Annotated in this window: 15 protein-coding genes and 1 riboswitch; of the genes, 12 read left to right on the forward strand and 3 right to left on the reverse strand. The window is 46.8% G+C overall.

The features are described 5' to 3' along the window. Positions 1–266: 266 nt before the first annotated feature. Entirely contained in the window at positions 267–1052 is a 786-nt protein-coding gene (locus ABEW34_RS22160) for a helix-turn-helix domain-containing protein (protein ID WP_430161465.1), read from the reverse strand. A gap of 122 nt (positions 1053–1174) precedes the next feature. On the opposite strand from ABEW34_RS22160, the gene pyk reads away from it, so the two are divergent. From pyk to ABEW34_RS22220, 12 genes are all read left to right on the forward strand, one after another. After that, entirely contained in the window at positions 1175–2596 is a 1422-nt protein-coding gene (gene pyk / locus ABEW34_RS22165) for a pyruvate kinase (RefSeq protein ID WP_430161466.1), read from the forward strand. A gap of 248 nt (positions 2597–2844) precedes the next feature. Then, on the forward strand, positions 2845–4176 hold the full coding sequence (locus ABEW34_RS22170) for an SPFH domain-containing protein (RefSeq protein ID WP_430161467.1): 1332 nt from the start codon (positions 2845–2847) through the stop codon (positions 4174–4176). 122 nt (positions 4177–4298) lie between these two features. Continuing rightward, complete coding sequence (locus ABEW34_RS22175) at positions 4299–4748, forward strand: hypothetical protein (RefSeq protein WP_430161468.1); 450 nt, start codon at positions 4299–4301, stop codon at positions 4746–4748. Between the two features lie 48 nt (positions 4749–4796). Continuing rightward, entirely contained in the window at positions 4797–5354 is a 558-nt protein-coding gene (locus tag ABEW34_RS22180) for a hypothetical protein (protein WP_430161469.1), read from the forward strand. 143 nt (positions 5355–5497) lie between these two features. Further along, positions 5498–5797 (forward strand): hypothetical protein, encoded by a 300-nt coding sequence (locus ABEW34_RS22185; RefSeq protein WP_430161470.1) that lies wholly within the window; start codon positions 5498–5500, stop codon positions 5795–5797. Between the two features lie 268 nt (positions 5798–6065). Then, the gene (locus ABEW34_RS22190; RefSeq protein WP_430161471.1) at positions 6066–6308 is read left to right on the forward strand and encodes a hypothetical protein; all 243 of its coding nucleotides are present in this window, start codon (positions 6066–6068) and stop codon (positions 6306–6308) included. Positions 6309–6403: 95 nt separating this feature from the next. Beyond that, positions 6404–6925 (forward strand): type 1 glutamine amidotransferase domain-containing protein, encoded by a 522-nt coding sequence (locus tag ABEW34_RS22195; protein ID WP_430161570.1) that lies wholly within the window; start codon positions 6404–6406, stop codon positions 6923–6925. A gap of 274 nt (positions 6926–7199) precedes the next feature. Then, positions 7200–8363: a response regulator gene (locus tag ABEW34_RS22200; RefSeq protein WP_430161472.1), complete on the forward strand. Its 1164-nt coding sequence runs from the start codon at positions 7200–7202 to the stop codon at positions 8361–8363. 157 nt (positions 8364–8520) lie between these two features. After that, positions 8521–8991 carry a hypothetical protein gene (locus ABEW34_RS22205; protein ID WP_430161473.1) on the forward strand — a complete coding sequence of 157 codons (471 nt, stop codon included), beginning with the start codon at positions 8521–8523 and terminating at the stop codon, positions 8989–8991. Positions 8992–9350: 359 nt separating this feature from the next. Further along, positions 9351–9436: riboswitch (cyclic di-GMP riboswitch) on the forward strand. 12 nt (positions 9437–9448) lie between these two features. Then, positions 9449–10264, forward strand: coding sequence for a transglutaminase-like domain-containing protein (locus tag ABEW34_RS22210; RefSeq protein ID WP_430161474.1), 816 nt, complete (start codon positions 9449–9451; stop codon positions 10262–10264). 282 nt (positions 10265–10546) lie between these two features. Then, positions 10547–16414 (forward strand): SdrD B-like domain-containing protein, encoded by a 5868-nt coding sequence (locus tag ABEW34_RS22215; protein ID WP_430161475.1) that lies wholly within the window; start codon positions 10547–10549, stop codon positions 16412–16414. 220 nt (positions 16415–16634) lie between these two features. Next, positions 16635–17279, forward strand: coding sequence for a class D sortase (locus tag ABEW34_RS22220; RefSeq protein ID WP_430161476.1), 645 nt, complete (start codon positions 16635–16637; stop codon positions 17277–17279). A 95-nt stretch (positions 17280–17374) separates the two neighbouring features. Here the strand turns inward: ABEW34_RS22220 and ABEW34_RS22225 are convergent, their stop codons facing one another. Then, positions 17375–18133 (reverse strand): GGDEF domain-containing protein, encoded by a 759-nt coding sequence (locus ABEW34_RS22225; RefSeq protein WP_430161477.1) that lies wholly within the window; start codon positions 18131–18133, stop codon positions 17375–17377. A 75-nt stretch (positions 18134–18208) separates the two neighbouring features. Then, positions 18209–21184, reverse strand: coding sequence for a hybrid sensor histidine kinase/response regulator (locus ABEW34_RS22230; protein WP_430161478.1), 2976 nt, complete (start codon positions 21182–21184; stop codon positions 18209–18211). Between the last annotated feature and the right edge of the window lie 55 nt (positions 21185–21239).

Consider the following 21239-nt stretch of genomic DNA (forward strand, 5'->3'; position numbering starts at 1 on the left):
TGCCTGAAGGCCTCGGGGTTCCAGTTGCCGCAGCTTTCTACGGGCACTTCGGCAACCAGATTCGGAGCTTTGAGGCCCAGATCCTGATAAAGAACAGCTCCGCTTGATACGACTTCATCTACCATATAGAAGTTTTTTTGTGTCAGCCAAAAGACAGCTGCGGATTTCTCGCCGACTGCCGCTTGAATTTTAGCTTTGGCATCGGCTGATTTTTAGAATGATAATCTTTATCGAAATCATTGTCAATGTTTGATTTATTGGGAGATTCAAGGCTGAGTTTTGGCGCGCTCTTTCATATAAAAGGACGGCGTCCTTCCCGTAAAACGCTTGAACAGTCGTTGAAAATAAGAAACGTCGCGATAGCCGACAAATTCAGCAACCTCACCAACGCTCAGCAGGGAATCGACGAGCATATAGATCGCTTTTTTCATCCGCGTGTCATGAACGAAGGTGCTGATCGTTTGGCCCGTAACACGGCGGAACAGGGTAGCTGCATAGTTGGGGCTTTTCTGAATGTAGCTGCCGAGCTCTTCCTTCGTAATTTTTTCACGATAATGGTTGAAAATAAAATGCTTCATGCGCTCTACCTGCTGATTCGTATCGGCCATTGCAGGGCCTTTATTCCATTCGCGGTTCCAGACCGCCAGCCATTCCGTTACGACAGCCTGGGCGATAATAGGCGCATACTCGGCTTGCTCCAGCCATTCCGCATGGAGATGCTTCATTCGGGCCAGCAGCATGTCGTACATGCCAATGCGGGATTTCACCCACGTCTGGCGCTGAAGCAGCGGCAATACGGGAGCAGAAGACAGCGTTAAGGCAACAACAAACTTCTCATGAAAAACAGTAGGCACACATTTGCCATAATACGCTTGATTGGGCGGAATATAGAGCAGGTCGCCTTTCTCGGCGATCACCTTCTCGCTTTCAATCCAATAGACGACGGTTCCGTAGCTCACCAGTATCAACGCGGCTTCGTTCGTATGTTTTGTATTTTTTTCGTAAAACCAATCCATTCCCCGGTCCTGCCGAACCGCTGTTACCTGCAGCATTTGGGCCATAGGCCTCCTCATCAAAAAAGTACTATATTACATTTAGAATACTATATTTCGTAGTCGGTTGAAATGGCTAGGTTTATAATAGGGGTATAAATGTTCAGGAGGAATGAGACTTCATGCGTAAAACCAAAATTGTTTGTACGATGGGACCTGCTTGTGATTCGGTTGATATTTTAAGGGAAATGATTCGATCGGGGATGAATGTGGCGCGGCTGAATATGGCGCACGGGGAACTGGAGGATCATGCCGGGCGGATTGAGCGGATTCGCGAAGCGGCTGCTGCTGAAAATGCAATCGTGCCGATTTTGCTGGATATTAAAGGACCAGAGGTGCGGATTGGCAAGCTGGAGGAAGCTTCTTACCTGCTGGTGGCTGGCGAGACGCTGACACTGACGACGGAAGAAGTGCTCGGCAATGGCCGCCGCATTCATGTTAACTATAGCGAGCTTCCGCTTGTCGTGAAGCCTGGCAATACGATTTTGCTTGATGATGGCCTGATTGATCTTGAGGTGGCATCGGTGGAAGCGACGGAAGTGCACTGCACGATTGTAAACGGCGGTCTGATCAAGCCGCGCAAAGGCGTTAACCTGCCGGGCATCCGCACGACGCTGCCAGGCGTAACAGAGCGCGATATTCGCCATATCCACTTTGGCATCCAGCAAAACATCGACATTATTGCACCTTCCTTCGTAAGAAGAGCGGAAGATATTTTGGAAATTCGCGAGCTGCTGCAAGCACACGGTGCTGGCCACGTTCAAATCATTTCGAAAATTGAAAATGAAGAGGGCGTCGTAAACCTGGATTCCATCATTGCAGCTTCAGATGGCATTATGGTTGCCCGCGGCGACCTCGGCGTTGAGATTCCTGTTCAGGATGTGCCTTCGATGCAGCGCGACATGATTAATAAGTGTAACGTAGCAGGCAAGCCGGTTATTGTTGCGACCCATATGCTGGATTCCATGCAAGTAAACCCGCGTCCTTCACGCGCAGAAGTGAGCGACGTTGCAGGTGCGGTTATGCAAGGAACAGATGCGATCATGCTGTCCGGCGAGACGGCTGCGGGCAAATACCCGGTTCAATCGGTTGCAACAATGGCTGCTATTGCGCTTAAGGCGGAGTCCCAGTTGGACTATTATGCAGGCTTCCAGGAGCGCCGTCAGCTTGCTTCAACGACAATTACAGAAGTCATTAGCCAAGCGGTTGTCAGCTCTTCCCTTGAGCTGAAAGCGAAAGCGATTCTTACTCGTACAGAAAGCGGCTTTACGGCGCGGATGGTATCCAAATATCGCCCGCAATCGCCTGTTATCGCGATTACTTCCGACGAGAAAATGTTGCCGCTATTAGCGCTGCTTTGGGGTGTTATTCCGGTGAAGGGCACGAAGACTGGCACGACGGACGAGCTGCTGCATGCGGCAATGGCGGATGCGGAGCAAACCGGGCTGCTTGCTGAGGGAGATTTTGTCGTCATTACGGCAGGAGCGCCTGTTGGTTTATCCGGTACGACGAATTTGATCAAAATCGAGCAATTCGGCGTATAGCCTCAAGCCTAAACGATAAGACATGGATGATAGACTGGCCTGGGAGGGGCAGGATTATCGATCCATGTCTTTTTTTTAGGTTAGGCTTGCTTAGTAAAGTCGAATGCTGGAGAAATTAGCTTAAATCTGTGGAATATGGATCATAATTTTGTTGAAAAACAGGAAAATTGTTCTTATTATTAAATAATAGAGATAGAAGTTTTGATAGTGCAGAGACAAAAAAGTCGACATGTTAGAGGTGAGAGGGAATGGCAATCGTAGAGGTGGTCAAATACGACGGTTCTCCGGACGTATACGCTTGGAAATATCCGAATGCGGAGCTAGGTACTTGGACGCAGTTAATCGTTAATGATACGCAAGAGGCACTGTTATTCAAGGGCGGTCAGGCGCTCGATTTATTCGGTCCTGGCAGGCATACGCTCAGTACGCTTAATATACCGATTTTAAACCAGTTGGTTAATATTCCTTTTGGCGGGAGATCGCCGTTCTCGGCCGAGGTGTGGTTTGTGAACAAGCAGGTATCTCTCGATGTGAAATGGGGAACGGCGTCGCCGATTCAATTGCAGGACCCGAAATATAATATTGTCATTCCGGTTCGGGCTTTCGGCCAGTTCGGCATTGCGATTGAGGATTCACGCCGGTTTTTGTCCAAGCTGGTTGGAACGCTACCGCTGTTCAATCAGGACACGCTGTCCAAACATTTGCGCGGCATGATTATGATGAATATTAATGAGCTGCTTTCTTCCTATCTCGTGTTCAAAAAAGTGAGTCTGCTTGAAATCAACGCCTACATCGGTGAAATTTCCAAGCATGTCGAGGAACGGGTTGGCGCTCTGATGCACCCATTCGGCATTCGACTCGTTAATTTCTTCATTGATTCCATCAGTACGCCAGAGGATGATGCCTCGCTGAAACGGCTGCGTGATGCGCTTGCCCGCAAAGCAGAGATGGATATTATCGGCTACAACTACCAGCAGGAGCGTACCTTCGACACCTTGGAGGGCGCAGCGAAAAACGAAGGCAGCTCGCAAGCTGGCGTGATGGGTGCAGCGCTCGGACTTAGTATGGGAGCGGGAATTGGCGGCATATTCGGCAGCCAATTTGGGCAGCTGGGCGAGCAGCTGTATGGAGCAGCCGGCGCAGCTCAGGTTTGTCCAAGCTGTCAGAGCCGCAACGATGGGCAGGCGAAGTTTTGCAACAGCTGCGGCAAAGGGCTTGCGGGCAGCTCCGCTGGCGGTCAGGCTGGAGCGCCAAGGCCGATTCATAATTGCGATAAATGCGGCATGCCGCATCGGGAAAACTCCAAGTTTTGCGCCAACTGCGGCGATGCGTATAATCCTTGTCCAAGCTGCGGCGCGGATTGTGCGGACGATGCAGTCAATTGCAGCGCTTGCGGCGAGACGCTGCCGCGTCCGTGTAGAAGCTGCGGGGAGCAAGTGGCCGCAAGCGCCAAGTTTTGTCCGCATTGCGGCACCAATAACAGCAGCGGCCGCCAGCAATGTCCGGGATGCCGTCATGAAGTGCAGGCAGGTCAGAAGTTTTGTCCGGAATGCGGGCATGGACTTGCTGGCAGAGTTTAGCGCCTTTGCTGCTCGAGTGCAGTGCATCGGGGACGCAAATATTGGGCCGTGACAGCTATCAAAAGCAGCGATGACGGGCATAAGCCGTAATCGTGCTGCTGCTGGGAGAGAGGGAATGCTTCATGAGTTTGACGTTTCGCATAATTGGCGTGGGATTTTTGCTAGTGGTAGGCTATATGCTAGGGGAATATGATAATAGGCCAAGCTCACTTTTATTTTCACAAAAAGTAGGGTTATATATTTTTGGAGCGATTCTACCTGCTCTGTTCTTTTTTATGCTGGCTTATTTTGCTGCCAAAGGAGAGAAGAAGAATGATGCCGCATGGGTTGCCAACATTCGGGCGAGCCATGCTACCATACAACAGAACACGCTAGAAGCTAAAAAAATGGCCGATGAAATGAGGCATGCGCGGCTGCAGAGGGAGCAGGCAAGGGAAGGAAGGTCTCCTGTGGGCAGCTCGGGGCAAGGGAGAAAGTCGGTTGCTTGTCCTAGCTGTGGAAACCATACGATGCTGTGGCCTAAACAAACGATCCTCTGTGAATATTGCCATGCAAATATTGAATACCGCTAGGTGTAAAGGCTCCAATGCCATATGGAGCGAAAGACGGGGTGAATGAAAATGACAGCTGGTTTTTGGCACAAGGCAATTGGGGTATTGTGGGCTGCTTTAGGTCTCATCATATATCCTAATACATTGCCCCAGTCAGGTTATGGAGTAGATGGTATCATAGCCTCTTGGATTGTCGTCTTTTTATTTCCTGGTGTTTCCCTTATTTGTGTCGGGGTAAGGAAGAACAGGCGTTTAAAATGGAAGCAAAAATATTTAGATGAACAAGAACCATATCTAGTCCAGTTTCGACTGGAGCTACAGAAGCTGGAGCATGAGCAGGAGCTTGGAAGAGAAGAGCGTGAACGAGCCGAAGAGGCGGAAGAAGCGGCTAGGCAAGAGGCTAAGAAGGAAGCAACGCTGGCGGCTATGCGCGCAGAAACGGAGGCAGCGGCAAGGCGTGAAGCGAAGAGCCGTACTTCACCGCCCCCGCCTCCACCGTCGTCTCCACCTCCACCACCCCTCATGCCCAAAAATATCAGCTGTGCGGGCTGTGGCGCGAGAAAGGTGCTGCAGCCTATGCAAAGCGCGGAATGCGACTATTGCGGCACGATGCTAGTGTACAGTTAATGTGAGCCTCACCTGCACAGCAGGAGCGAAGGGGATTAGAGCAGCAAGCGTTTAGCCTACGGCGAGGTTAACGGATGCTGCTCTTTTTATTAGGTAGCAGGGTGTCGTCTTTGTAACGAAAGGAAGAGGGGGAAGCGAGATGGGTGGTACTTAAAATCATTGCAATCGGATGCCTTGTGAATGGCATGCTGTTCACACCGCACTATTGGGGAGGAGAGAAGTCCTTCGCGGAGCAGGCTTTATTTTTCGGTAAATATTTCGGGATAACAGCGGTGGTCATATTTATATTAGGAGCAATGGTGGGGAAGGTAGATAGATTAAAACAAGAAGAATACTGGGAGTGGGCCGAGGAGGAAATATCCAGCATGGAGCAGCGTTTGCTTGAGGTGAATAACGAACTAAATGAGCTGAAGAGAGCAAGACTTGGGAGCGAACATCATTAAAATAGAAGAAAATGGATGAAGCTACAGAGGCGGGATGAGTTATGCTAGAGAGAAGCGAGAAAATCGGTGTGTATATAATTGGATCGAAAATTACTGCTGAATATACTTCTTTAATTCCGTGATTTTTATTTTCCCAGCGTGGATTTTAGTTCACCTTGTTTTACAGTTTGCAGAACGTGAACCAGTCCAAAAGCCGTTTAGGGAAGCAATAGAATCCCTGCGACTTGAATTGCAGAGCGCGGAGCAAGAGCTAGAGCTTGAGAGAAGTATGGCCGAGAATGAAGAGCAAGAGCGGAGAGCAGCGTGGGAGGCCGAGGAGCAAGCGGCAGCCGCTGCCCGTTTAGCGGAACGGATAGCGGTTCATAATGCTAGGCAAGGCTCTCCGCCACCGCCTGCCCCTCCGTCCGTGCCGAAAACAATCAGTTGCCTTGGCTGCGGTGCGAATAAGGTTCTGCTTCCCCAGCAAAGCGAGGAATGCGACTATTGCGGGAGGATGATCATGTATCGTTAATCGCATCTAAGCAATAGGATTTGTTTGCGAATCCTTTTTTTAGGGTAAAGTAACATAGAGCCCAAACAAGAAGGAGCGTGTAAAGGATGACGCAAATGAAGAAGGTGGCTTTTCTGCTAGCCGATGGCTTTGAAGATTCAGAAATGCAAAATCCGTATGATGAAATGGTGAAAAATGGTCATGATGCGGTTATTATAAGCTTGCGCAGCAATGAGGAATTAAAGGGCAAGCAGGGGACAGTTGCCTACAAGTCGCATCTGGCGATTCATGAGGCAAAGGCAAGCGACTATGCGGCGATTATTATCCCTGGCGGCGCTTCGCCCTCCCACTTGAAGGAGGATGCGGACGTGCATGCTTTTGTCAAAGACGCTGATGAAAAGGGCATTACCATTGCCGCCATCTGTCATGGTCCGCAAGTTTTGGCGGAGGCTGGACTGCTGCAGGGACGGACGCTGACAGCTTATCCGGAGCTCGCGCAGGAAGTGCAGGCAGCCGGTGGACATTTTCGCAATGAGGAAGTCGTGGTAGATCGCAATTTGATTACTTCCCGTACACCGGAGGACGAGCCGGCTTTTATTCAGGCAACGATTGAACAGTTGGGCGTCAACGCCTGGTAGACTCTCTAGCAGAACAGCTGGATCGTCCATTCCATTCATTAACGCAGCGAGTTTTGTCTTTGGGCAAAGTCAAACTGCAGATCGAAAGAGCAGCAAGCGTTGAGCCTGCTTAAGGTTTAGCGGATGCTGCTTTTTTTACTATGCAATTTTTCCTTAATTAGTAATGACTATTCAAGCCAAATGATTGCGGCAACTATTTAACTGGATTATAATTGTTGTCAGCATGGCAGAGCTTGTGAACGAGTGGTTATTTCGATTATTAAAGGAGTCAAGCATGAAGGTTATCCTTGTAGATGATGAATGCCTCGCTCTGGATTACTTGGAGCGACAACTCGTGAAATTAAATAATGTCGAGGTTTTGGGGAAATATGCGGATCCGATGAACGGGAAAGAGCGGATTTTGCGCGATCTGCCGGATGTTGTATTTTTGGATATTAATTTGCCTGAAGTCAGTGGCATTGCGCTTGCAGAACAGCTGCTTGAGGTCAGGCCGGAGCTGAATATCGTATTTGTAACCGCTTATGATGAATACGCAGTGAAAGCTTTTGAGCTGAATGCGCTGGATTATGTCGTCAAGCCGATTCATCCGGAGCGGTTAATGAAAACGATGGAACGGATTCAGAGGCGCCTGGACTCGTTTGCGAAGGAGAAAGAGCAGACTGTACAGCTAGTGAAAAAAGCGAATGAAGAGCAGCATCTGGTTTTGCAGCTATTGGGGCAGTTCAGTGTGGAGTTTTCCGGGAAAAAGGATGCAGCCATAAGGTGGCGCACGACGAAGGCGCAGGAACTGTTTCTGTATTTGCTCCAGCATCGCGAACAGCTGGTAAGAAAATCGATATTAATCGATTTGCTATGGCCTGATAATGGGACGGAAAAAATATATGCCCAGCTGTATACGACGGTGTACCATATTAGAAAAACGCTTGATCAATTTGGAAAGTGTTTTCACATTGCCAATACAACAGAAGGATACATATTGACGCTGAATCAGGTTGTGCTCGATGTAGAGGAATGGGAGCGGGGCATTGCTGCTGCACCGCCGCTGGCGGCGGCAACGCTTGCGGAATACGAGGAGGCAATGAATCTTTATAGAGGCGATTATTTAAAGGATTATGACTATTGGTGGGCGGAAAGCGAGCGCCAGCGCCTGAAACGCCTGTGGCTGAATACGTCCTATCGCTTGGAAGCGTGGCATGTCGAGCATGGCCAACTGGATAAAGCGATAGCCGGATATATCCGGATTATTGAGGAGCATGCGCAAGCGGAAGAGGCTTATTTTGCCTTAATGCAGCTGTATGCGTCCAAAGGGAATCATCTTATGGTTAATCAGCAGTACCATGCATTAACCACCGTGCTGATGGAAGAATTGAACGAGCAGCCAAGCGCGTACATTACAGAATGGTATAAAGAGTGGAAAAGCAGCTTTAGCACGTTGTAAGGACTATTTTGTAAATTTTCCGAGATTAAACGTCAGATTTTGTCGAGAAATTGTAGAGTTTCCCTATTTATAATGGAGGAGTAGGTGAAAATGGAGACGGACAAGCTTTACGGGCTTCATTTTCAAAAAAATAGCATGTTCAAAGGAATGGGAATGGTTGAAGAAGATGATGATAACCGAGAAGCGGCAAATGAACGTCATTCGCCATTTTCGCTATCCTGAGCTGGCTTGCTGTATAAGCGAGGGAGCCCAGCACCTACGACAGCTGAATTTGAATCAAATGACCAATCACACCATCGTTCGTGGCTTTTATACCCATCATAGAGGTCATTTTATTGGCATTACAGCTACTTCTGAGGGGCCTTTGTTTTTTTATGACAAGCAGTATTTCCAGCTTTCGGAAGGGAAATTTATGATTACTCTGGAGCATGATGATAAGCGGAACACGTTTTCTTTTTGGTGGGACGGGGTGGAAATATGCCGCCTGAACTACCAGCGTCAGCTTTATCAGTACAATGAGGGAATCGTAGATGATGGTATTCGTGATTTTTTTGCGTGGCTTTATTTGTCGACAGGACCAAGGAAGTTTTGGAGATTCCAAAAATTTTATACGGTCAAAAGCAGCTAGACGCTGTTTCGGGTATAGGAATTTTATCAACCGAAATTGGATTGATAAAACGCATGATGGAGTTGAAGTGAGATGGGCGCAGAACATTTGAAAGAATTTCAAAGCTTGAAGCACGAAGATGAAATGCGGTATATGCTCCTGCTAAGAGATGTAAAGGGCATGCTTAAAGAGCGGAAGGAAGAGCCTTTTATGAAACGGTTAAAGCGGAGATGGATGAAAAAAAATCGGAAAATACAAGCCTCAGCTTGGAAATAAAAAAGGTTTAACGTATTGTTTATTGCAAATGATGGGTATATACTAGAGATAATCATAGTTTAATATAAGGTAGTTTTTCTACCTAACACTTCTTACAAAACTTTACACGATAACGGCAAACCTGTCGAAAGGCAGGGACGCAAAGCTAAAGGGCCTTCTCTATTATTTAGATGGCAGCCTAGCCACCGAAGGGAGTTTTTTTATGCGCAAAAGTTTAACAGTTATGATTTTACTTGCACTTATTCTGTCCGTGTTCCCCCAAGCAACTGCTCAAGTGGCAGCGGCAGCTGGGACAAGCTGGCTTGATGAATCCAATGTGGATAAAGGAAGCATCGGTATTCGTTATGGGGTTAAGTCGGGCGTAGATACAAGGCTGGTTGTAGCCAAAGACGGCAAAAATTATACGTATTCGCTCCGGACAAACCAGACAGAAGAGTGGTTCGCGCTTCAACTGGGCAATGGAGAATATACGATTACATTATTGGAAAACGTAAGTGGAACCAATAAATATAAAGCAGTTCAAACGGGCAAAGTTACTTTGAATTTGAGTGATAGCAGCCTCGTCTATTTGAATTCCATTCAAAATATCGATTGGAGCAGCAACAGCAAAGCGGTTAAGAAAGCACTGGAACTGACTAAGGGTAAAAAGACGGATACCGAGAAGGTAACGGCGATTTACAATTATATTGTAGCGAATATTTCTTACGATCATCAGCTTGCAACGAAGGTAACCAACGATTATCTGCCTCAAATCGATCGTACATTTAGTTCGCGGAAAGATATTTGCTACGGCTACGCTGCATTAATGGCGGGCATGCTTCGCAGCTTGGACATTCCAGCCAAGATGGTGATGGGCAAAGCAACCGATGTATCAATTTATCACGCTTGGAATGAAGTTTATTTAGACGGCAAATGGATTACGATCGACACGACGCTTGATGCTGGCATGAAGAACAGCAAGAAAGCGGGTAAAATGATTAAAGACAGCTCGCGCTATACGGCTGCTAAAGTCTATTAAACGGAAATAAACCTATATATCAAAGGGTACACATAGAAGCTTCGTCTTTCCTTTATGGAATGGACGAAGCTTCTTTTGCTGTTATTTAAGCTGTCGAATGAAGGGAAGCTTGTAAAGTTTTTGTACAGTTGGGCTGGATATAATTTTCTTATTTACATGCAAGGAGGAAGAGGATGGAAAAAGACATCGCAATCGTAAGGTAATGTTTTTTACTTGGCATTATTTAGTAGTTACAACAAGAGAGCAACTAGAGGAGATAGAGAAAAAGAGAGGATTGATAAGATGCCCGCAAGTAGACAGAGAGCGATCAGGCACAAGATTTCCTGGATTATGCTGCTCGTTTTGCTGCTGCAAGCTGCATTACAGCCATTCGCAGCACCGGCACAGGCGGCAGGACCGATTACTGGTCTGACTTTTACAAAGACAGCCAGTGTGAGCACCGTTAATGTAGGAGATACCTTCAAGTATACGATCTTGTATCAGGCAGATGGAGCGACTCATGTCGGTAAGAATGTAACGATAGTTGATACCGTACCGGCACAATTTGAAATTGTAGATGGCTGGGAGGATGGAGGCTGGGATACGAAAAATGGCCAAACTCTAACCGTCAATGCACATCCATTGCCTTCCGGTACTTCGGTGAAGCTGGAAATTCCCGTAAAAGCGAAGCCGACTGGCTCAAGCTCGGTTGTGCCTACAACGAATACGGCGACGATTACACTCGTTGATTCAGCGGAAAGCACGACGGCATCGGCGAATGTAACGATTAACGCGGACCCCAATCCGGTAGCGACACCAACGCCAACACCAATAGCGACGCCGACGCCAACAGCGTCGACCTACGACAAATGGTGGGCTTATAAAAGCCAAGCTACTGGATTTGGCAGCACAGTTCCGATTATTGGCGGAGCGGTTGAGTATACGGTAGGCATTAAAGGCGAAGCGGGCAATGCTAACCCTGGCAGCTTGAAAAATGCGACGTTAGTCGATACGCTGCCGCCAGATGCTGTATATGTGAGTTCAACAGAAGGCGGAGTCTATGATTCCACAGCTCGCACGGTCACTTGGTCGAATATTGAGCTTGCTTCTGGACAATCCTTCGAAGCGAAAGTATCGGTCACCTTCCCTGACGATTTAGGGTATGGTCATCCAACCGGAACACCGCTGGAACGCAAAAATAATGTTGAAATTTTGAGCGGCTATACGCTCGAAGGCGGCGGCTCGGTCACTGATCCTGACGCTGATGTAACGACTAAATTCGGAGAGCCGATATCTGGCGTTTCCGGACTAACCAAGTCGCGCGTTTACCAGTATCGCTGGCATGGCCAGACACAGAAGTTCAACATCGGCGGCATCAGCAATACGGGGACGAATGTAAATACGTCCTTGTCGAACCTGGTATTGACAGATGTGCTGCCTGCGGAAATGGACTACAGCAGCATTAAAATGCCAAATGTGTTTACTTCCCAGCTTCGTTATAAAACAAGCGATGGAGTGACTGAAACTTGGCATGCGTATAGTGGCAGCCTTGCTCCTAACGGCACAATAACAGTGAGCACGACAGCTGGCACGAACCGCATTGTGCTAAATGCTGGCGAATATTTGGTTGCCTTGGAGTGGTCGTTCAGCACCCTGGCTCCAGGCGGTACAATTGGCGGCATTGAAATTACAGGGACCGTTAGAGATTTTGCTAATGGCACGAACGCCCCTGTCGTTCACGGTGATCAAGTAACGAATCAAGTCACGCTGGATTATCAAGCGCTCAACGTTACCATTCCGGGCCAATGGGATGACAAGCCTCAGAAAACGGCTCAGGCAGATTTCAACATCAACAATGAGAAGCCATGGCTTGTAGCAAATAAAGCGATTGGAGCGGGAAATTTCCGTCCACTCAGCACGGTGCCGTTCACGCTTACGGTCCGCAACGATATTAAAGCAACGGGACCTTATATTAATCCAGTTGTCTATGATTTATTGCCAACAAGCTTTGATTATTACACGAATCCTAAAATAGCTGATCCTGCTGCGGCGCTGGCAGCCTCGTTTACGTTTACGGGCACGCCTGCTGGAGCAAGTGCTCCACAGCTGGAGCTTGTTGATAAAAACTGGAACGGTACTGGACGGACCCTTGTGAAATGGTCATGGTCCGACGGCACCTCTTTTGATCCAGGCACAAGCTTTGAAATCAGCTATAAAGGCGAGGTCCGTGCAGGTACGCCTCAAGGTACTACCTACACGAACGATATGTATATTACAACAAGTGATCCAAATACAGAGTTCTGGCATGCAGGGGATTCCGCACAGGATAATCCGCAAAGTTCGCCAGCGTGGCAAACACGCAACAATGCGATTAAAGATACAGTCCTGGGCTTTGATCCAACAGCGGGAACGAATGAATTTTTTGTTCATGCCTCAGCAAATGTAACGGTACGCAAAGCATCGCTCGTCCAGTCGACAAAATGGAATCAAGGCGATTTAGAGCCTGTTTTCCGGTCTTCAGATGATGCTACGTATGATGGAGAACCAGCTCTTCCTGTACAGCCATTTGATTATGATGGCGATATTGAATACACCGAGTACCCGCGCTACAGCGTAACGTATGAAGGCGGAACAGCGGATTACAGATTGGCTGTTCGCAATAGCGGCAATACGAGACTTGGCGTCATTGATGTGCTGGATATTTTGCCGCATGTAGGCGATAATGCGCTGCGCGTCAACAGTGGTTCACCTTATGAAGCAAGGGGCACACAGTGGCAGCCTAACTTGGCGGAAGTACTCTCGTCCGGCAATAAAACCTTTACATCTTCCGCGGCAGCGGGAAGCAGAACGGTGAACTACACGCTGTCCACATATTACAGCAAGTCGGTTAATCAGGAGCAGGTTGTCAATTTCACGAATGTGAATGACAGCAAGCAAGGCTGGATCGAGCAAGGCAATTACCAAAAGGATGATTTGACAGACATTAAGTCGCTCTACTTCCAGCTGTCGAACATTGTAGGCAGTGATGGAGCATCTGGACTTGCGCCAGGCGACTACATTGTATTGGATTGGAAAATGGATGCCCCTGTAGGAGCACCTACGAATGAAGTAGCTTGGAACTCTTTTGCCATTCAAGCAACTGAAATCGGCGCAGGCAATGATGAAGGCAGCAAGATGCTTCCGACAGCGCCTAACAAAGTAGGCTTCCTGATTCACCCGAATGACGAGCATGTACCGCTTGGCGAAATCGGCAATTTTGTCTGGTTCGACAGCAACCGTGATGGCACGCAGGATGAAGAATATCCAGGCGACAGCGGCCAAGGTGCAGGCATTAATGGCGTTACTGTAAATCTGTACAAAGCGGGTGAAACGTCACCGTTCAAGTCAAGCAAGACAGGTTATCATTACAATGGAAGCCCAGGCTACTATTTGTTCCAGGGGCTTGAGGCAGGCAATTATTTCGTAGAGTTTGTGCTGCCAGATCGCTACATGCCGACGACAGCCAATGTGCATGGCGCAGATCCAAGCCACACGAATGACAATGACTCCAACCTGGTAACGAAAGGCGCTTCAGTAGACGGTTATACGCCATATCGTACGGATACGATCAGCTTGGGTACTGCTGGTAAAATTCCGACAATCGATTTGGGCTTAATCGAAACAGCATCACCTACTGGCGAATCTTACCCAACCATCACGTTTGAGAAAGAAATTACAAGTGTGACGCAAGGCTCATCGACAATTGCTCCATCGCAGCAATATGTAGTGGTAGGAAACGATGTGCATTATAAGCTTTCTTTGAAAAATACATCTTCTGTTACTTTGCATAATTTTAAAATTTCAGATGAGCTTGACAGACTGCAAGCTGGCTTTGAATTTACTAAGCTGACGTATAATGGCGAGGAAATTGCCTTGAATGGCGGCAGCCATGACAGACCAGACATTATTGGACAGTTGGCTAACAGCGGAACGAATCCATCTATTGTCATTAAAAATCTTGCGGCAGGAGCGGGATTGACGCTTGAAGGCGTATACCGCGTCACGAGTGCTGATTTGGATTTGACAGATTTGGATAATGTAGCAACCGTGTATTACAATGAATCCCCTGATCCGATTAAGGATGACGCTAGCATTCCGACTGCCGGGCTCAAGATTGAGAAAAGAGGCAGTGCAGTCGCTGTATCCGATACAGCAGCAGGAAGCTGGATTAACTACACGGTTAAAGTAACGAATACAGGCAAGCGCGATTTAACGAATGTTGTGATTACGGATACGAAAGTATCCGGCATACCGAGCATTCCATCGCTAAAATCTGGGGAATCGAAGGAATTTACGTATTCCTATCAAGTTACGTCAGTAGATACAGCAGCGGCTTCCATTATCAATGTGGCTAAAGCTGTTTCCGATGAAACACCACCGGTGACGACTGAGCATGAAATTCCTGTCGTTTCGGATGAGCGCGGCTCCATCGGCAACTATGTATGGCTTGACCGTAATGAAGACGGGCTGCAAGATGCAGCGGAAACAGGCATTAATGGCATTATCGTTAAGCTTTATGACGATGCAAACCATGTATTGGCTGAGACTGTGACGCATGATGAAAATGGCAAGCCAGGATTTTATTTGTTTGCTGGATTGCCGCAAGGCGATTATCATGTCCAGTTTGTCATTCCAGCAGAATACGGCGTAACGAAGCCGGAAGCTGGAGCGGCAGATGTGGATTCCAACAAAACGGATGGCCAAGGAATAACTGAGGTCATTACGATTGGACCAGCAGGCTGGAATGATCTGACGATTGATCTGGGCCTTGTTCCACGCGGCGAAATCGGGAATTATGTATGGCTCGATCGCAACCGTGATGGCTTGCAGAACGAAGATGAGAAAGACGGTATTAATGGCATTGTGGTTAAGCTGTATAAAGGCAGCAGCACAGGTACGCCTGTAGCTGAAACTACTACAGCGAATGATGCAAGTGGCAAGCCTGGTTATTATTTGTTCGATAATTTGCTTGCAGGCGAATATTATGTTCAATTCGTTTTGCCAAGCGATTATGTGAAAACAAGCGCGGAGCAAGGAGCGAACGCGGCCCTTGATTCCAATGCAACGGATGCAGACGGCATAACAGCCAAAATTGTTATTAACGAGACGGCTGGCTGGGTTGATCATACGATTGACCTTGGCGTAGTTGCCAAAGGGGTTATTGGCAATTATGTATGGTTTGACCGTAATGACAACGGCAAACAGGATGAACTGGCTGCGGATGGCCGCAATGGCGTTACCGTACAGCTTTTTGATCAAAACAAACAGCAAATTGGAGAAACCATTACAGCTAATGATGCGAGTGGAAATCCCGGCTACTATTTGTTTGATCAACTGCCAAGCGGACAATATTTTGTGAAATTTATTGTGCCAACTGGCTACACCATAACGAAAGCTGAGGCAGACGGCGTTTCTGCTGAGGAAGATTCGAACAAACAGGTAGATGGATACACAGAAGTTATTGTTATTGGTGAAGGAGCGCCACGTGGCTGGGAAGATTTGACGATTGACCTTGGGCTAATTAATAAGCCAACTAGTCCAGGTGGAAATTCGGGCAACCCATCAGTACCAACGCCGACACCAACGCCAACAGCAACACCATCTCCTACACCAACACCTGCTGTAACGGAGACGCCAACAGCGACGCCTACGCCAACACCGGTGGCTCCAACTCCTGTTCAGCCAGGCACACCGACACCAGCACCAACGGCGACTCCTGTAGTAGAGAAAGATAAGACTAAGGAAAATACGCCAGTTGAAGGTAAAGTTGACGTTCCGAAAGGTGGAAATACAGACGTTGGCAAGCAACCGGAGCATGGACAAGTAACGGTTGACGATAATGGACAATGGGTGTATACGCCTGACCCAGGCTATACAGGCAAAGATGATTTCTCCATTATTGTAAAAGATGCTGACGGCAACGAAGAGGAAATATTGTTTGAAATTGATGTGGATGAAATCCCACTCGGGGTAGTGGAGGATTCGGATGGAAATGGAAATAAGCCAGCACCGAATACCCAAGGCACACTTCCGAAGACAGGTGAGTCCAGTCAATTGCCAATCCAGCTCGCAGGTGCTGCATTAATTGCTCTCGGAGCTATATTGCTAAGAAAAAAACGCTCACGTCCTTAAGCTTGATGCATCAAGCTCCATAAGAGTAGGAAAAACTTGATACTGAACATATTCTACTCTACACATACGACCTCCAAAACGAAGATTTTTCATTCGTTTTGGAGGTTTTTTTATAGAAGCGTGCGGCCTGTAGAGAAACTGTAGAGCCAGGCTCGGCATAATAGAGAAGCCTATTAAGTTTAATTAATAGACATATAAGCAGAGGGAGTTGAGAAAGAATTTGCGTAAAATCGCAATTATATTGGTAGCGCTCGGAGTGCTGCTGCTCATTTATCCGCAGTGGAATGAATGGATGGCTGATCGGGAGCAGGACAAGCTGTTAAAAGAAGCGCTGCTGCTCATGGATACGCCCGAGCCTGTAAATATGGGGGCCGCGCAAAGCTACGCACAGCTAAATGACATGTTAAATGCAGGAGAAGAAACCGAGGATGAGGCAGCTTCCCTATTAAACGATTTTCAAAATGGCAAGCCCATTGCAACGATTACGATAGATCGTATTGATGTCTTATTACCGATCCTGGATGGCGCTACTAAGGCGAATATGAAGCATGCGGCTGTACATATGCGAGAGACCGCTATTTTTGGGGAGGAGGGCAATGCGGCTGTTGCAGCGCATCGTGCCCATACAACCGGAAGATTATTTAATCGGCTGAATGAAGTGGAAATTGGCGATGAAATTGTCGTGCAGACGAGCACCGCTAAATTTATTTATAAAGTGTACGAGACGTTAATTGTGGAGCCAACAGAATTATCAGTCTTAGATAGTGTCCCGGGAGAAAATATACTTACACTTATTACCTGTGATCCGCTCATTAATCCGACGCACAGGCTAATTGTACACGCCCGTCAAATAGGGACACTATAGAGGAAAGCGATTGCTAATAGGAAATAAAAAGCAAGGAGTAACTATCGTCGATCCACTGATTAAGCGGACGAAATAGAACTCCTTGCCTCTTGGCTTTATGACTTAGCCTGATTGACATTGCCGTATTTTTCTTTCGGGAGCTTGCTTCTTCCTTCCCGGAAGACAAAAAATCCATTTTTGCCTTGTTTCTTGGCCACATACATCGCAGCATCCGCTTCTTTTACAAGCATATCGTGCTCAGCATTGCGGGACGTGCACATCCGAATACCGATACTAACAGTAATTAACACGTTATAACCTTCGACTGCATAAGGCGTCGTCAGTTTATCCAAAATTTGCGTGGCAGCCCGTTTCGCCAGAATAGGATCGCAGTTTTTGAGAATCATCACGAACTCATCACCGCCAAGCCGGAATAGCTCACGGCGCTTTTTAGACTCCACCTGTTGTAAGCGAACGCTGACCTCCCGAAGCAGTGCGTCTCCAACATGATGACCGAAACGATCATTTATTTCTTTAAAGTGATCCAGATCGAGATATAGAATGGCCATACTTTTCTTGCTGCGATATGTTTTCCAGAATTGTTCAAGCCCATGACGATTATATAGACCGGTAATACCGTCCCTAAAAGCAAGCTTCTTCAATACTGCTCTCTCAACAAGCATGGCACGCATTATTATGATAAGTACGGTAATGATGATGACCATAAAGGTGTTGAAGAAGAAAGGAAGGTTCTGGTTAGAGTAGAATGGCTCGGGGAGTGTGAACAGTTGCGTGAAAAACAGCACCAGCATTCCCGTTATTGCGGCAATCATAATGGAGGTCGGGAGAATCTTAACCCATTTTTTTAAGCGCATGTTTTATCACCATATTTATTTTTTTTGTTCCCCCAACATTATACACGCAACTTCTATACAATTTCTATACTTGCTCTATAACTCATTTGAATTTCCTTCATCGGTTGAGGATTTTGGGACAGAAAAGCTTACAACCGTACCTTGTTTTTCTGTGCTTTCAATGCGTAATCCCTTACCGTACAACTGTTTCAAGCGACGGTCAGTATTGCGCAGGCCAATCCCTCCACGGTTTTGCTCGAGAACGCTCTTAACCTTTTCATCCTCCATACCTACCCCATTATCTATAATCGCAATTTCAATATAATCGTCGTAATCTTTCAGGCGAATACGCACGCTGCCCCCACTTGAACGGGCGAGCACCCCGTGACGGACCGCATTTTCTACAAGCGGCTGAATGGAAAGCGGCGGAATACGAAGCCACGGCAGTTCATCAAGCTCCCATTCAATTTGCAGGCGATTTCCAAAGCGTTCTTTCTCAATGAAAAGATAGGAATGAAGCAGGTCGAGCTCATGCTGGAGGGGAACTACACGCTCTGAATTTTTCATATCAAAGCTCGCTCGCAAATAGTTCCCGAATTCCTCAAGTAATTGCACCATTCGCGATTGGTCAATTACACTTAAGGAGGCAATGGAGTTTAACGTATTAAATAGAAAATGTGGTTGAATCTGCGCTTGAAGCCAAGCAGCCTCAATACGCAGCCGCTCATTTACCGTTTGTTTGAGATCTGTTAAAGCTTGTACGCGAGACTTGAGCTCCATTGCATCGACAGGCTTAGTAACATAATCATTTGCCCCTGCCATAAAGCCTGTGTTGACATCCTCAGGACGGCTGCGAGCAGTTAGCAATAGAATAGGAAGCTCAGAAACGCTGAATCGTTTGCGAATCGTTTGGGTCAACTCATAACCTGACATGTGCGGCATCATAACATCGGCAATAATGAGATCCCATTCCTTCGTTTCAAGCAGCTTGAGTGCTTCTTTGCCGCTCGTAACGGTAGTTACTTCATAAACCTCTGAATCCAGCAGGTTGAATAATATTTTCAAGTTAACAGGATCATCATCCACAGCGAGCACAGTAGCTTTATTTTGTTCCGATTCTGAGGCTGCTTTTCTCTGATCAAGGCGCAGTAATTGAGAATCAGCAGCAATGAAGGACTTTGCAGATACGGCTGCTTCAGTTGCGCTTGGCAGTATAAATTCTGGTTCGTCAGCAGCTGAATGAGAGTCAAGGAGCATGGTGAAAGTGAAAGTAGAACCTTTACCTGGAACCGAATGAACCGTTAGCTTGCCTCGATGGAGCTCGACTAACTGTCTGCAAATGCTGAGTCCGAGTCCAATTCCGCCGCTCATAGCCGTCATGCTAGAATCGCCCTGCTCGTAAGCTTGGAAAATAGTGCGCTGTACGTCCGCATCTATGCCGACTCCAGAATCCTGTATGTGGATATAGGCTTTATCACCAATAGCTTCTGCATGGACACTAACGATTCCCTCGTTCGTAAATTTAATTGCATTATGAATGAGATTAAATAATATCTGAATCAGCCTGTTTTCATCCGCGATTATTTTAGGAAATGAACGGGGGATATTCATTTCAAGCCGGACAGGCTTGTCCTCAGTTAAATAACGCAGCATATCGAATACACCGGAAATAATGTTTTGCAGCCGGACGCTTTCCTTATTCAAATGAATATCTCGATCCTTCAGACGAGTCACATCGAGCAAATCATTAAGCAGCAGCGACATGCGGCGTCCTACGGTAATGAGCAGCATTAAATTATTTTTGCTTGCTTCACTAATGGAAGTGGTGGTATTTTCCAAAACGGTCTGCGCCATATTAATCATGCCATGCAGCGGATTCCTCAGCTCGTGAGAAGTATTAGCGAGAAATTCATCTTTCGCTTTATCGGCTTTTTGTAGTTTGAGAGCAAGCTGCTCCAAATTGGTTCTTGTTTGCAGAAATTGTTTAAACCAGAAGGAGGCAAAGCAGATAAAAGCAAAAATTAAATCAAATGGATAATAGGGCAAATCCCCAGCTGTTCTTAATTTGAGCGTTCCCCATACAATGCTTGATACGACGCTTATAGCAGCGAACAGCAGGAAAATCATATGCTCTTCTCCCCTAAGTGCTAAGCGCAGAATCATAATAAATATAATAAGGGGCGGTAGTGAAATCGTTAGAATCCTAAGGGGAGACAAGGAAATGACTTGTTCAAATGGCAGCAGCAAAATGAAGAGCGCGTAAAGAGCACAAAGCAATAAATAGATGCGTATAACTCTACCTTTACGGTATATCGGGAAAAAATTGGCAGAGAACGCTAGCAGCATTGTGGATGCTCCAATTAAACAAAGTCTTAATAATTTTAAACTCCATTCTAAAGATATAGGCAGCCAAGAGACCAATAATTTATTATCATCTAATAGAGTACCTAACATCATGCAGAATATAACGATTGCCAAATAAACAAGCTCCTTCTTCCGTACACCAAGCAGAGGGAGAAGAGCAACATAAATGAGATGAAGCATGTAGATGATGGTTACCGATAGCTGCATGGCAATTAATAAATGATCCTCGCGTTGAACAGCGGCGAATGTCCCGAATTTAATCGGCTTGGTAATGCCGCCTCCTTCAGGGAAATCATAATTGGATATATGAAGCACCAAATTCATTTCATTTGTGTGTTCAACAGAAGCAATAAAAGGATACATCTTCCCTATATGCTCTTGTGGATTTTCTGATGGTTGGCCAAGTTTGGATACAGAGCGGCCGTTAACAAATAACTCATAGTTGCTTGATATAGACATAGTCTCGATCCCAAACTGCTGAGTGCTATTATCAGGAAGCAAAATTCGGAGACGATAGGTTCCAAAGCCAAAGCCAGAACCATCAGTGTCTTTATTCAAATAACGACCCCATTCATCTGGAACAGCAGCCCAGCTTTTGCTGGAAGGCGTGACGTTAAAGGGATTAGGCGGGAGAAAGGCATTCGGATAAAACTCCCACTGTCCATTAAGTCTAATCGTTTCTTTATCAGTAAAATGCCAGCTGCGCAAATCCAGTCCACCCTGTTGTGCAACAGGATGGACAGGGGGTTTAAACGCTGCGTTC

The organism is Paenibacillus algorifonticola (assembly GCF_050481745.1).
Classification (GTDB): Bacteria; Bacillota; Bacilli; order Paenibacillales; family Paenibacillaceae; genus Pristimantibacillus; species Pristimantibacillus algorifonticola_A.